Source organism: Methylomicrobium lacus, from assembly GCF_041897535.1.
Classification (GTDB): Bacteria; Pseudomonadota; Gammaproteobacteria; order Methylococcales; family Methylomonadaceae; genus Methylomicrobium; species Methylomicrobium lacus_A.
In genome coordinates this window covers 948,975-964,092 of record NZ_CP169217.1, presented here as the reverse complement: position 1 = coordinate 964,092, position 15,118 = coordinate 948,975, and the positions used below count along the sequence as shown (strand labels likewise).

At 52.5% G+C, this 15,118-nt stretch carries 6 protein-coding genes; all 6 read left to right on the top strand.

From position 1 onward, the window contains the following. Window positions 1-183 precede the first annotated feature (183 nt). Window positions 184-1,314, top strand: a complete 1,131-nt coding sequence (locus tag ACEPPP_RS04195; RefSeq protein ID WP_374089794.1) for an exopolysaccharide biosynthesis polyprenyl glycosylphosphotransferase — start codon at window positions 184-186, stop codon at window positions 1,312-1,314. Window positions 1,315-1,658: 344 nt separating this feature from the next. Continuing rightward, window positions 1,659-11,450: a N,N-dimethylformamidase beta subunit family domain-containing protein gene (locus ACEPPP_RS04190; RefSeq protein ID WP_374089793.1), complete on the top strand. Its 9,792-nt coding sequence runs from the start codon at window positions 1,659-1,661 to the stop codon at window positions 11,448-11,450. 68 nt (window positions 11,451-11,518) lie between these two features. Next, window positions 11,519-12,025, top strand: coding sequence for an acyltransferase (locus ACEPPP_RS04185; protein WP_374089792.1), 507 nt, complete (start codon window positions 11,519-11,521; stop codon window positions 12,023-12,025). Window positions 12,026-12,182: 157 nt separating this feature from the next. Further along, window positions 12,183-13,226 carry a Gfo/Idh/MocA family protein gene (locus ACEPPP_RS04180; RefSeq protein ID WP_374089791.1) on the top strand — a complete coding sequence of 348 codons (1,044 nt, stop codon included), beginning with the start codon at window positions 12,183-12,185 and terminating at the stop codon, window positions 13,224-13,226. Next, window positions 13,223-14,341 (top strand): DegT/DnrJ/EryC1/StrS family aminotransferase, encoded by a 1,119-nt coding sequence (locus ACEPPP_RS04175; protein WP_374089790.1) that lies wholly within the window; start codon window positions 13,223-13,225, stop codon window positions 14,339-14,341. The genes ACEPPP_RS04180 and ACEPPP_RS04175 overlap by 4 nt, the downstream gene beginning before the upstream one ends. Window positions 14,342-14,359: 18 nt before the next feature. After that, window positions 14,360-14,998: a DapH/DapD/GlmU-related protein gene (locus tag ACEPPP_RS04170; protein WP_374089789.1), complete on the top strand. Its 639-nt coding sequence runs from the start codon at window positions 14,360-14,362 to the stop codon at window positions 14,996-14,998. The last annotated feature ends 120 nt before the right edge of the window (window positions 14,999-15,118 follow it).

Below are 15,118 nucleotides of genomic sequence, written 5' to 3'. Positions count from 1 at the left end.
TTTGAGTTGTTTCATCTGGGTCTATCTGGAAAAAAAGGGAGGCTTTGCTAGATCCTCTTGTCATTCTACTTTTTCATGAGGTGGATTGCTTGCTGGGCAAGGGGTCATAGGTATTTTTACCTATAGACAATGTTGAGTCATGAAGTTAATATTTTCTTAAGCTCTATTGCCGTTGGAATGAAAATGAAAAAAAGTGAACACTTTCAGATAAAGTCAGTAGCGCCCCCCGGCATGACCGATAGCTTAAGTCATTATCGGGTGAATTGCGATGAAATTTTTTATGATTCATTTTTTATCGAGCAGTTGCGTCTTGAGAAGCTCCGTGCGCAACGATCCAAATCCACATTATCAATCATTTTATTAACACTCGATAAAGAAAGAGAGGGTGAATTTATAAATATGCTTGATGTTTTGAGCGTTGTTCGTAAAAAGATACGAGTTACCGATATTTGTGGATTTGTCAATCATAAAACCATAGGCATACTTCTCCCCGATACAAATGAGGAGGGGGCCAAAGAAATTTGTGCAAAATTAATTAATGGAGATGAGACGCCACAGTTTTCTGCTACTACTTCGAGTTATCCTGATGCTATATTTGAAAGCCTCGCAAAAACAGGGAGTATTCGGCCCGATGTTTTCCCTTTCGCTCTGGAGTCTTCAATAGATGCATCATGGTTTAAACTTCTGTTGAAAAGAGGCGTTGACATTGTAGGATCTATTTTCGGCATTGTTATTTTAATGCCTGTGATGTTAATTACGGCATTAGCTATCAAAACAACCTCTCCGGGACCAGTCATTTTCAAGCAAATCCGCTTGGGCAGACAAGGGATTCCTTTCACATTCTACAAATTTCGTTCCATGCATGTGAACAGGGATGATCAAATTCATCGCGAATACGTCCGAGATCTTATCAAAGGGGATCGCGCTAAAATCAACCAGGGGGACGCGGAAGATCCCTTCTATAAGCTCAAAGATGATCCTAGGATAACCAAAGTTGGGCGTTTCATTAGAAAAACAAGCATTGATGAGCTGCCACAGTTTTTTAATGTGTTAAAGGGAGAAATGAGCCTGGTTGGACCTCGGCCGCCTCTAGCTTATGAAGCTGAGAAATATCAGGCATGGCATCTTAGGCGAATATTAGAGATGAAACCCGGCATTACCGGGCTTTGGCAGGTAGAAGGTAGAAGTAAGACAGACTGGGATGACTCTGTGAGGCTCGATATTCGCTATATTCAGAGCTGGTCACTTTTAATGGATCTCAAGATTTTGTTAAAAACGGTCAATGTGGTTTTAACATGTCGAGGGGCCGTGTAAGGATTAATAAAATTGAAATATACGGTTACGCCTATTTTAATATTTCATTTTCTCGGATATCGAAGCAAGGTCGAGAAATAAGAATAAGTCAGATAATATTTAGATGAGACAGCTAGTTTCAATTGTTAATGAAAAACAAAACCGACTAATAATAAATTGCAACCCTGAAATGACGTTATTCGTATATTTATCTTCGCGCAGAATGGATTCTCCTTGGTTTTAAAGTATGCAATTCTTGATCTTGCCTAAGAATGCGCAGTTTCTAAAATTTGAAGCATAGCTTCTCCGAAAATCACTGAATTTTGAGTAACCAGACTCGAATTAAGTGAAGAAGGCGAAAAAATATGAACAAAAAAAATCACTACTTAACAGGCATGATCCTTACGATTTTTGTTTGGGTTACTTTTACGCTGTCTATGGACATTGCGAGGCCCGTAAAAGCTGCAAGTGCAAATCAACTAGTTGAGTCATCCATTATGGATTTCTCCCGTAATGAACGCAACCTCGTCGCGTTTAGTCCGGATGGCGATATTTTGGCCAATGTAGATGCCGACGGACTCATTACCTTATGGAATGTAACCTCCGGTTTAGCCCCTACAACTCTTCAGAACCAGCCTGCAAACTTGGTTACTGGAATTGCTTTTCGAGCCGATGGAAAAATATTGGCCAGTGTCGGTAAAGATTCGATCAAGTTATGGGATATCGGGTCAGGCCAAGAGCAACTTTCGATTCCACTCGTCAATACAAACTCCGCTATTGTGCAGGTTGCATTTAGTTCTGACGGCGAGCATCTTGCTGGTGTTACCTTGGAAAACGAAATTTTGCTATGGAATTTGAAGACGGGTTTTTCAAAGTCGATTAAGGCCGAACAAGATGTAACTGTCGATCAAATAACATTCAGTCCTGATGGGAAATATTTGGTTAGTGCAAATAATGGAGTGAATTCACATATCAAGCTGTGGGACGCAGTAAGCGGAGCGTTGTATGCAGATGTTCGAGTCGATGCATTTGTTAATGAATTTGAATTCAGTCCAGATAGCAATGTCTTGGCGAGTGTTGGCCAGGATGGCCTGATTACGTTGCTGGATCTAAATTCTGCCGCAGTAAAACGTATTCTAGATACTAAGGCGGAAATCACCGAGGTAGCATTTAGTCCGGATAGCAAGACTCTGGCTACTGGCAGCGGCGGAAACGATCCTAAAGTTATGTTATGGAATCCAGTGACAGGCGAGTTGGTCTATGAACATCCAGCTGAGAGCGGTTCATCTGTTACCCAGTTATTTTACAGTCCTGACGGGGGGCTCCTGGCGAGTATTGGCGAAGATTCCCTCATCAGTCTGTTTGATGTTCCTACGGGTGAATTGAAAAAGCTTCTCGTCGGACCGTCCGATGTAATCATCAAAGCCGCTTTCAATTCGAAACAACCTTCCTTGGCGGCCATTGGAAAGGATGGAGGGCTATTCGTTTGGGATTTATTGACGGGTGTGGTGCAGCAAGTATTTCAAATTCCAACAGCTCTCAGTGCACCCATAGCGGACTCACAAGCGCTAATTGCCCCGAAGGCTGCTTCTAATATTTCGTCACAATTGAATGTTCCAAATACGGTTGTTGCAGCGCAACCTGACGGAAGCAGTCAAATCGTTGGCAAAGATAATGCTGGAACGAGCAAGAAACGGAGGGCACAAAATTGGAAGGGGATCAGAGCGCTAGCTATAAGTCAGGATGGCTTGGAAATCGGTGTAGGTGGAGAGGATGGTACGGTCCGGATTTTAAACAAAAACGGTAGCCAACGCTGGAAAGTATCGGGACATCACGGAAGAACTATTACGGGTATTTCATTCCGAGGGAAAACAAAAGGATGGGTCAGTGTAGGTATAGATACGGAAATAAAAATTTGGGACGATACAGGTAAAAATCTCAATACATTTTACGGACCCGAACAACCAATACACACCGTAGCAGTAAGTCCTGATGGTCGGTTTATCGCAACCGCTGGCGAGGACACAAAAGTGTTCCTCTATGACGCAGAGACCAACAAATTAAGCATGATTTTTACGGGTCACGTGGATTTTGTCAATGGACTTTCGTTCAGTCCTGATGGTCAGTTTTTGGCTAGCGCTGGCGCCGAAGGGAATATCATCCTGTGGGATGTAAAGGCAGGCAAAAAACTACGGGCATTACTCGGTCACTCGGATCAGGTTAATGCTGTTGCTTTCAGTCCTGATGGAGCCCTCTTAGCCAGTGCAAGCGCGGATAGTACGGTTATTCTCTGGGATTTATCGAGCGGCGAGCAGATCAAAACTCTTAACGGGAATCAGGGCGGTGTAAGAACTGTAGCTTTCAGTCCGGATGGAAAAAAATTAGTCAGCGCCGGAGATGGTACCAAAATGTTGGTATGGGATACAGCAACCGGCCAATTGCAGAAGCAAATAGCTGGGCCGCCGGCCTCCATCAATGCACTAGCTTTTAGTCCGGATGGCGACCTGCATGCTGCTAGTGAAAACAGTGAGATTTCCGAGTTCAATACGGATACCGGCACAGAAGTCAATACGATAGTTGTACCAGCGTCATCTACGGTAGACCCACAATCCAGCATTTCAGAGGCACTTTCTCTGGCGATGAGCCCGAATTCAGGTAGGCTGAATGCATCGCATTATGTTGCACAGTCAAACAAAAGTGCAAAGCCAAGCAATACAAACCTTAGTTCTATCATTAATCAACTATTAAATTGGGTGATTTCTCCCGCTATAGCCGACATCCCGCCTGCGCAGCTAGAAGGGCCGATTCTGCTCATCACATCCAGCACGCCCGGAGTACCCAGCAATCCCAATTTCAGCGCGTATTACACGGAGATTCTGCGGACCGAAGGCTTCAACGAATTTGTGGTAGCCGCCGATATTTCGACGGTTACTACGACCACATTGAACGCCTACGACGTCGTCATTCTGGCCCCGATGACATTGACCTCCGTCCAGGTAACCATGATCACCGATTGGGTCACCAACGCAGGACCAGCTGGCAAACCAGGCGGCAACCTGATTGCGATGAAGCCCGACAAACAGTTGGCCGGACTCCTCGGATTGACGGATGCTGCGACGACTCCCTTAGAAAATGGCTATCTGCTTGTCAACACGTCCGTATCTCCAGGCAAGGGCATTGTTGGAGAAACCGTGCAGTTTCACGGCACGGCCGATCGTTACACGCTAAACGGCGCTACCGCTATCGCCACATTATTCAGTAATGCTACCACGGCCACATCGAACCCGGCCGTGACTTTGCGAAGTGTCGGGACCGCAGGCGGAAAAGCCGCAGCGTTCACCTATGATCTGGCGAAATCCATCGTCTACGCACGCCAGGGCAATCCCTTATGGGCTACACAGGATCGTGACATAGATATCACCCCAGCTACCCTCATACGTTCTGACGACAAATACTATGGCGACGCTTCATTTGATCCGCAACCGGACTGGGTTGATTTGAATAAGGCGGCAATCCCTCAGGCGGACGAGCAGCAAAGATTGCTTGCCAACCTGATTCTCGAGATGAATCACGGCAAGAAGCCATTGCCCCGCTTCTGGTATTTTCCTCACGGTAAACCGGTCCCCTCAACCCCTGGGGCCTTCGGTATCCTGAAAGCAGCCCTCATCATGACCGGCGACGACCACGGAAACGGCGGCACTGCCGGCCGCTTCGACCAGTTTAAGGCGAAGGATCCCGTAGGTTGTTCGGTGGCTAACTGGGAATGCGTGCGGGGTACCTCGTATATCTACCCAAGTACCCTGTTGACCAACGACCAAGCTTTGGCCTATACCGCAGATGGTTTCGAGGTGGGCTTGCACATCAATACTGCTTGCGGGGATTACAACCTAATTTCCGGCGATCCTCAGAATCTTGAGACGATTTACAGCCAGCAGATTAGTGAATTCACCACTAAATACACCAGTCCCCTCCTCGTCCCAAAAACCATGCGCCACCATTGTATTGCGTGGAGCGATTGGGTGACCGGCGCGACTATACAGAAGGCTCATGCGATCCGTTTCGATGCGGACTATTACTTCTGGCCGCCCGCTTGGGTCAATAACCGCCCGGGCAACTTCACTAGTTCGGCGATGCCGATGCGTTTTGCCGATCTCAGCGGCAATCTAATCGATGTCTACCAAGCCGTAACCCACATGACCGACGAGTCGGGCCAGGTCTATCCGTTCACTGTGGATGCCTTGTTGGATAAGGCTGTGGGAGTTCAGGAATACTATGGCGCCTATACCATCAATGCGCATACAGACTTCTCGACTCTAGCACCAGATGATCATACAGCTTCCAATACCATAGCTCTTGACGCCGTTGATTCAGCCCTCGCGCGCGGAGTGCCGATTGTTTCCAGCGTTCAGATGATGAATTGGTTGGATGGGCGTGACAATTCTTCTTTTGGATCGCTGGCCTGGGACGGCACCCATCTGACTTTCACGGTTACGCCCGGAACGGGTGCCGGTGGGCTACTACAGGCTATGCTGCCAATGCACTCCTCCGCTACCGGCAACCTGGCTAGTCTCAATGGCCCCTCCGGCCCCATCCCGGTTACGACAGACACTATCAAGACTATCAAGGGAGTGGAATATGCCTTTTTTAGTGCGGCAGCTGGCACCTACACAGCGACTTACCAAGCTACGCCGCTCTCGATTACGACGACTTCGCTGCCTGGCGGGACGGTGGCGATCCCCTATACGGCGACGTTGGCGGCGACAGGCGGCACACTGCCGTACACCTGGTCGATTACCAGCGGTGCGCTGCCGCCGGGCCTGAGCTTAGCCCCCAACACTGGCGCTATCATAGGAACGCCTACGTCTGCTGGAACGGCTAACTTCACGGTCCAGGTCAGCGATTCCGCCAATCCCTCGGCGACGGAGGCCAAGCCGCTGAGTATTACCATCGCCGCGGCGACGAATGTTAGCGTTTGGTCCAGCGCGACTGTGCCCGGCCAGGTCGATGGCGGTGCGGACAGCCCAGTGGAGTTGGGCGTGAAGTTTAGGTCCGATGCTGCTGGCGCTATCACCGGCATCCGTTTCTACAAAGCGAGCACCAATACGGGCGAGCATGTGGGGAACCTATGGAGTTGCACCGATACTGCGTGCAGCACCGGCACACGGCTGGCGACGGCCATCTTCAGCGGCGAGACCGCATCCGGCTGGCAGCAGGTGAGCTTCCCGAGCCCGGTGTCTATCACTGCCAACACGGTGTACGTAGCCTCTTACCATGCCAACAACGGGCACTACAGCGCCGACTTGAACTACTTTTCCGGTGCAGGTGTCGATGCTCCACCTCTGCATTTGCTAGCCAGCGGTGGGATAACGGGTGGCAATGGCGTGTATACCTACGGTACGACCAGCGCATTTCCGGCCCAGACCTTCAACAGCTCCAATTATTGGGTGGACGTGGTCTTCAACGCCGGCGCGGCGGCGTCGCTAGCCGTCACCACGACTTCGCTGCCGGGCGGCGCGGTGGGGCTGGCGTACTCGGCGAGCTTGGCGGCGAGCGGTGGCACCCCGCCGTACACATGGTCTCTCACGAGCGGCACCTTACCCAACGGTCTGAGCCTGAATCCCGGCACAGGCGCGATTACCGGGACACCCACTACGGCCGGCACCTCGAACTTCACGGTTCAGGTGACCGACTCGGCCGTTCCGGCCGTATCGGTCACCAAGCCTCTGAGCATTACCATCACAACTGGCTCCGGCGGATGCGCCTCCCCGCCCAATCCTATCGTGGCGGAGAACTGCCAGACTACGGGAGTCCAGCCGCAAAGCGTCTGGGATGTGAGTGGTGCTGGTGACTCCACGATCCAGGGTTTCGCCACCGATATCAGCGTCAATAAGGGGGGCACGGTTAATTTCAAGATCACGTCCTCGGCGGCTTACCGGCTCGATATCTATCGTATGGGCTATTACGGCGGTAATGGTGCCCGCTTGGTCGCCACCGTACCCTCCCTGCCGGCGCAAAGTCAGCCGGCCTGCCTGACTGATGCGACGGGTCTCATCGATTGCGGCAACTGGGCGCCGTCGGCGTCCTGGTCCGTACCGGCCAACGTAACATCAGGCATTTATTTCGCCCGGGCCGTGCGCAGCGACACCGGGGGTGCAAGCCATATCGTCTTCATCGTCCGGGACGACAGCAGCACGTCACAGATTCTGTTCCAGACCGCTGACACCACCTGGCAGGCCTACAATAGTCAAGGTGGCAATAGCTTGTACACGGGCACAGGGCCGGGTACCGGTGGTAGTGCTAATGGCCGCGCCTATAAGGTGAGCTACAACCGGCCGTTCAACACGCGGGTTGCCGAGACGGAGACCTGGTTGTTCAACGGGGAATATCCCATGGTCAGATGGCTGGAGGCCAATGGTTACGATGTCTCGTATTTTACTGGTGTCGATGCCGATCGTAACGGCGCGCAGATCAAGAATCACAAGATCTATTTGACCAACGGCCATGATGAGTATTGGTCTGGCGCTCAACGGGACAATGTGGAGGCGGCCCGAAACGTCGGCGTCAATCTGGCCCTGTTCAGCGGCAACGCGATTTTTTGGAAAACGCGCTGGGAAAACAGTATTGATGGATCGGGAACGGCATACCGCACCTTGGTCTGTTACAAGGAGACGCACGACTATCCGAATAATCCCGATCCGACCACTATATGGACCGGAACGTGGCGTGACCCGCGAGGCAAACAAGCGGGAACTGCTATCGACGGGGGCAATCCCGAAAATGCACTTAGCGGCACGTTCTTCCGAATCAATGGTCCATATCAAGATACTTTCAAGGTCCCGGCCGAGGACGGCAAGATGCGCTTATGGCGCAACACCAGCGTGGCGAGTCTGGGTGTTGGCCAGACGGCAACGCTGGCACCGGGGACTTTAGGTGCCGAGGTCGATGTTGATGACGACAACGGCTCCCGGCCCGCAGGTCTGTTCGGGGCCTCCAACAATCCGATCTCGACGTCCACGCTTTACGCGGTCGACAGCGGCTATGGAAGCATTTTCGGAGCGCCACCCAATGGTACTACTCCTACAAACAAGGTGACGCTATACCGGCACTTAAACCCAAACCCCGCGCTCAGCGCGCTGGTGTTTTCGACCGGCAGCTACCAGTGGTCTTGGGGACTCGACTCCACCCACGACCGTAGAACTTTGGGTTCGGCTACGGATGTGAGTATGCAGCAGGCGACGGTGAACCTGTTCGCCGACATGGGCGTCCAGCCCGGCTCGTTGCAGTCTGGTCTCGTCGCGGCCACAGCTTCGACCGACGCCACTCCACCGACTTCGACGATCACCGCGCCGACGGCGGGTGCCAATTTCGCACTGGGCAGCCAGATCACGATCAGCGGCACAGCGACTGACACCGGTGGTGTAGTCGGAGGGGTGGAAGTCTCTGTGGATGGGGGGAAAACTTGGCATCCGGCCACGGGCCGTGGCAACTGGAGCTACAGCTGGACGACGAGCGTAGCGGGTACTGTCACTCTCAAGAGCCGCGCGGTCGACGACAGCGGCAATCTGGAAACTCCCGCCTTCGGCGTCAGCGTGACTATCGGTCCGGCGCTGCAGACGATAACGGTAACCCCGGCGAACCCGGCAATTCCGGGGGGGACGACCCAGCAGTTCACTGCTACGGGGGCCTACGTGGGGGGGGCAACGCAGAACATCACCAGTCAGGTGACGTGGACTTCTGCGACCCCGGCGGTGGCAACGATCAATGCATCGGGACTTGCCTCGGGGCTAAGCACCGGCACCAGCACGATCTCGGCTACGCTGGGGAGCGTCAACGGCAGCACCGTCCTGACCGTTCAAGGCGGGACGCTGCAGTCGATCACCGTGACCCCGGCGAATCCGACGATTGCCATAGGCGCAACATCGCAATTCACGGCCACCGGCAATTACTCGGGCGGGGGAGCCCTGAATCTCACCAGTCAGGTGACTTGGACTTCTGCAACTCCGACGGTGGCATCGATCAATGCAACAGGACTCGCCACGGGAGTCAGCGCCGGCACCAGCAACATCACGGCGACGCTTAGCGGCGTTACCGGGAGTACTGTCCTGACGGTCCAATCCGCCCCGCTCGCGATCACCACGCCCTCGCTAGCGAATGGTACGGTAGGGCAGGCATACTCGGCGAGCTTGGCGGCCAGCGGCGGCATTACGCCGTACACTTGGTCTCTCGCTAGCGGTTCATTGCCGCTGCCCGCCGGGTTGACTCTGAATCCTAGTAGCGGCGTCATCAGCGGGACGCCCACCACGGCCGGGACCTCGAACTTCACGGTCCAGGTGAGCGATACCAGCACTCCTACTGCCCAAACCGCGAGTAAGGTCTTGGGCATTACCGTGCAACCCGTCGCCGCAGGCATTGCCATAGACACGGTCGTAGGCGGGGGGGCAGGAGTCGTTTTCCGGGATGCCCGGGGCACCGTCACGACGCCTGCATTCAACACCGCGGGAGCCAATGAACTGCTGCTGGCGTTCGTGGCTTCGGATGGGCCAAATACTTCGGGTGGACAGACGGCGACGGTCAGCGGCGCCGGTTTGACGTGGACGCTGGTATGGCGGACGAACACACGCGCGGGCACTTCGGAGGTGTGGCGCGCATTCGCCACTTCCGCCTTGTCGAACGCGACCGTGCAGTCCGTACCGTTGCAAGCAAACTATGACCAGTCGCTTACCGTTGTGGCCTTGACGGGGGCCAGCGGAGTCGGGGTCAGTAACGGGGCCAATGCCGCCTCTGGTGCGCCCAGCGTATCGCTCACGACCACCGCGGCGAATGCCTGGGTATTCGGGGTCGGTAACGACTGGGACGGCGCAGTCGCACGTACCTTGGGGACGGGTCAAACGATGGTCCACCAATGGGTGGATACGGGGGCGGGCGACACCTTCTGGGTGCAGCGGTTGAGCAATGCGGTAGCAGTGGCCGGGACAGTGGCAACTATCAACGATACCGCACCGACCGCGGATCGGTGGAATCTCACCGCCGTCGAGGTTGTACCGGGTACCCCTGTGCCCCCGCCGACGCTGACATCCATCGCAGTGACACCCATGAATTCGGCTATTAATGTCGGTGCGACCCAGCAGTTCACGGCCACGGGAACCTACTCGGATAGTTCAACGCAGAACCTTACCAGTCTAGTGGCGTGGACCTCTGCGTCACCGTTAGTAGCGACCATCAACGCCGCTGGGCTGGCGACGGGGGTGGGCACCGGTACCAGCATCATAACGGCGACGCTAAACGGTGTCCCTCCTGCAAACTCCACGCTAACCGTACAGTCCGCGCCCCTCGGCATCACGACCGCTTCACTGCCTGGCGGTATAGTGAACACGGCATACTCGGCGACATTGGCGGCGAGCGGCGGCACCTTGCCGTACACCTGGTCCATCACCGCTGGTGGTTCGCTGCCAAGTGGCCTGACCTTGAATACCTCTACTGGCGTAATTAGCGGAACGCCCACAGCTACGGGTACTTTCAACTTCACGGTTCAGGTGAGCGATTCCACCACTCCTACTCCCCAAACCGTAAGTAAAGTCCTTAGCATTACTATCGCGAATACTGTTACCAGCACCGGCTTCATGAGTCCGACCGCCAACGCGCCGGTTACCAGTAGTGCTGGAGATAACAATGGGTTCCAGACAAATCCAACTAACGCCTATGCAGACGGTGACCCGCTTCTCCTCGGCGGCGGCTTCGCTGTGGATACGAACAGCGGTACCGGCACAGGCACCTCGTGTACCGGTACTGGGAAGGATAAACACGTCTATTACAACTACGGTATCAGCTTGCCGGTCGGAGCAGCCATCAAGGGCATCGAAGTGCGTCTGGATGCCAAGGTCGATAGTACCGCCAATACTCCAAATATGTGCGTGCAGCTCTCTTGGGATGGCGGTACTACGTGGACGGCGGCAAAAAGCACAGCGACCCTGACCACGACAGAGGCGACCTATGTTCTGGGCGGTGCTGCCGATCTCTGGGGGCGTACAACCTGGAATATAAGTGATTTGTTGAATACCAGCTTCCGCGTACGTATTATCGACGTAGCCTCATCTACGGGAGCCAATGCCCGTGATTTCTCGTTAGATTGGGTTGCAGTACGGGTGTCATACCAATGAGCTTGGATTGCGGGTGATTTTTCATTGGAGTTATGGCAACAATATCATAATAACTTAGAGGAAAAACAATGATTAAAGAGAATGTAGTGTTAGGCGAAGGGGTCGCCATATACCACCCTCAGCTCGTTAATCTCTACGGTTGTACAATTGGAGAGGGCTCCAGAATTGGTACGTTCGTCGAGATACAAAAAGGCGCATCGGTGGGGGCTCGCTGCAAAATATCTAGCCACACTTTTATCTGCGAAGGTGTAGATATCGAGGATGGCGTTTTTATAGGCCATGGCGTCATGTTCACCAATGATATTTATCCAAGGGCGGTTAATCCGGACGGCGGTCTGCAAACAGAGGAGGATTGGCGAGTCATTAAAACCCGGGTTAAGGCTGGTGCCTCTATCGGCAGCAATGCGACCATCCTCTGCGGCATCACTATCGGAGAAGGGGCGTTGATTGGAGCCGGAGCCGTAGTTACCCGTGATGTGCCAGATTATGCCATCGTTGCCGGCGTCCCTGCCCGAGTCGTTGGAGATGCGCGCACGCGGGGGAAGGAATACGAGTCTATGACAAATTTTGGTTAGACCTTTTAGTGCGGCAGCCGACCAAATTTTATTTGAATGCGAAGGTCTTTAGAGATTGTCCTCACACACGGTGATTTACGGTCTTATGGAAATTAGCGTGTTTTTATAAATATTCGAACAATGGAACTTTTTCCATCTAAAATAAAGGAGTGCGGTCATGATTAGAATAGGCGTTATTGGATATGGTTATTGGGGACCCAATCTGGTAAGAAATTTTGCCGAAACACCGGGGCTTTCAGTGGCTGGCGTGGCGGATCTGGATCAAAAGAAACTTGATATCGTTCAGAAACGTTACCCGGGGGTAAAAACGACAACGCGCTTTATGGATCTGGTTGAGGACTCGTCTCTCGACGCCATTGCCGTGGCGACACCGGTCAGCACACATTTCGAGTTAGGCATGGTGGTTCTCAAGGCGGGGAAGCATTTGTGGCTCGAAAAGCCGATGACGGAAACGTCCCAGCAGGCACGCCAACTGGTTGACGAAGCTGAGAAACAAGGGCGTGTGTTGATCGTCGATCATACGTTCATTTACACGGGAGCCGTACGCAAAATGGCGGAAATCATAAAGGGAGATGATTTTGGGAACGTCTTTTATTATGACTCAACACGGGTCAATCTCGGTTTGTTCCAGCGCGATGTCAGCGTCATCTCCGACTTGGCTGTGCACGATTTCTCTATTCTAGACTATTTATTGGGAGAGCAGCCGTTAGCGGTTTCCGCAGTGGGTACCAACCATTTTCCTGGGACACCGGAAAACCTGTCGTATCTTACATTGTTCTACAATTCAGGAATGGTTGCTCATATCAATGTGAACTGGCTGGCGCCGGTAAAGATGCGGCAAATTCTCGTTGGCGGCAGTAAGAAGATGATTACTTACGATGATCTGGAGCCGAGTGAAAAGATCAAGGTTTATGACAAGGGCATCAATTTTACCGACGATCCGCAGCAGATTTATCAGATGCGAGTGGGTTACCGTACCGGGGACATGTGGGCGCCGCGGCTAGATGCTACAGAGGCCTTGCGTGTTGAAGGGGAACATTTCGTTGATTGTATCGAAAACGGCAAATCCCCGCTGACCAACGGTTCTCTAGGTCTTAGGGTAGTCGAATTAATCGAAGCGTCGACCCGCTCGATGAAGGAGCGGGGCCGATCCGTCGAAGTCAACGGAAAATTTATGTATCAAGGCAGGAGAGTCGCATGATCCCGTTTGTCGATCTCAAAGCCCAATATATGGGTATTAAGGATGAAGTCAATTCGGCCATCCAGAACGTGCTGGAAACTTGCCAGTTTACTTTGGGAAGTGAAGTGGCGGCGTTTGAGGAGGAATTCGCCAGCTATTGTCAGTCCCAATTCGGAATTGGCGTGAACACGGGAACCAGTGCTTTGCATCTAGCCTTACTCGCGGCCGGAATCGGCCCCAAGGATGAGGTGATCACTGTTCCATTCACATTTGTGGCGACCGTAGCGGCGATTTACTATACCGGTGCTAAGCCCGTGTTTGTCGATATTGATCCGCGCACCTTCACGATCGATGTAAAAGCGATTGAAGCCGCTATCACCGAAAAAACCAAAGCGATCATTCCCGTGCACCTTTATGGGCAGTCGGCAGACATGGACCCTATCTTGGAAATCGCCAAACGTCGAGGTCTGGTCGTGATTGAGGATGCAGCTCAAGCTCACGGCGGTGAATATAAGGGGCGGCGTGTAGGCAGTTTAGGTGATATGGGGTGCTTTAGTTTTTACCCGGGTAAGAATCTAGGGGCATATGGCGAAGGTGGTATGGTAGTTACCAACAATGCCGAATATACCCGTACTATCCGTATGCTGCGTGACTGGGGCGCAGAGCAGAAATACCAGCATGTACTCAAAGGTTACAACTATCGCCTGGAGGGGATTCAGGGTGCTATTCTCAGAGTCAAACTGCGTCATCTGGAAGTCTGGACCGAAGCACGGCGAACGGCTGCGGCTCATTACAATGAACTGTTGTCCGGTAGCGGAGTATCAACGCCGGAGGCAATGGCCTATGCCCGGCATGTTTATCACATCTATGCCATTCGTACCCGGCAGCGAAGTGAATGGCAACAAGCCCTTCAGGCCAAAGGCATCCAGACCGGAATTCATTATCCGATTCCTGTACATCTTCTGCCTGCTTATGCCGATCTTGGCTATAAAAGAGGAGATTTTCCTCATTCAGAGAAGGCGGCCGACGAAGTGCTTTCTCTCCCTATGTTTGCCGAATTAACGCTGGATCAATGTAAAGAAGTTAGCGAGGCTGTCGCGATGCTCGCGAATAAGTCGGCAGTTGATTACGCCTAACAGAATAAGGTTAATGACATGCAAGAAGCGCAGCCAATGTTAATCTTTCCTTACAACGGCAACGGTATCGAGGCATTGGATTGTATTGGCAGCGCTTACCGGTTTATTGGTTTTGTGGATGACACCCCCCAGAAGATAGGGATCGATCCAAACGGATATCCCGTTTTCGATAGGGGGGCATTCGCACAATTTCCCGAAGCGTGCGTTTTAGCTGTTCCAGGCGGTCCTAATTCCTATCGATCTCGAAAGGATATCATTCAAGGTTTAGGTATTGCCGAGGAACGGTTTGCCAGGGTGGTCCATCCGGCTGCCAGAGTATCATCCTTGGCCTCAATTGGCACTAATGTATTAATCATGGCGGGAGTCATCGTTACAAGTAACGCCCACATCGGATCACACACCTGTATTCTTCCAAATACGGTGCTCCATCATGATGTGATGATAGGTGATTGGAGCCTCATTGGCTCCAACGTGACCATTGCAGGCAATACTGTCGTCGAAGAGAACTGTTACATCGGCAGCGGCACAAGCCTTATGAATGGTATACGCGTCGGAAGGGGGGCTCTAGTGGGTCTTGGCAGTAACGTCATTAATAGCGTTGGAGCCTACACTAGGGTTGTAGGTAATCCAGCCCGAGAGTTAGGAACAAAAGAGTAATCGAGAGAGTCTTATAATATAATTAAATAATCTGATGGATCTATCTTCCATTCTGATTAGATTAAGGGAGTTAAGATTTTGTAAGGGACGTGAGTTGAGATCGCATTTACGTACATTCGA

What these genes read in the sequence shown, in the direction of transcription:
- ACEPPP_RS04170 (WP_374089789.1), top strand. Translation starts at nt 14,360, where the DNA reads ATGCAAGAAGCGCAGCCAATGTTAATCTTTCCTTACAACGGCAACGGT.
- ACEPPP_RS04180 (WP_374089791.1), top strand. Translation starts at nt 12,183, where the DNA reads ATGATTAGAATAGGCGTTATTGGATATGGTTATTGGGGACCCAATCTG.
- ACEPPP_RS04185 (WP_374089792.1), top strand. Translation starts at nt 11,519, where the DNA reads ATGATTAAAGAGAATGTAGTGTTAGGCGAAGGGGTCGCCATATACCAC.
- ACEPPP_RS04175 (WP_374089790.1), top strand. Translation starts at nt 13,223, where the DNA reads ATGATCCCGTTTGTCGATCTCAAAGCCCAATATATGGGTATTAAGGAT.
- ACEPPP_RS04195 (WP_374089794.1), top strand. Translation starts at nt 184, where the DNA reads ATGAAAAAAAGTGAACACTTTCAGATAAAGTCAGTAGCGCCCCCCGGC.
- ACEPPP_RS04190 (WP_374089793.1), top strand. Translation starts at nt 1,659, where the DNA reads ATGAACAAAAAAAATCACTACTTAACAGGCATGATCCTTACGATTTTT.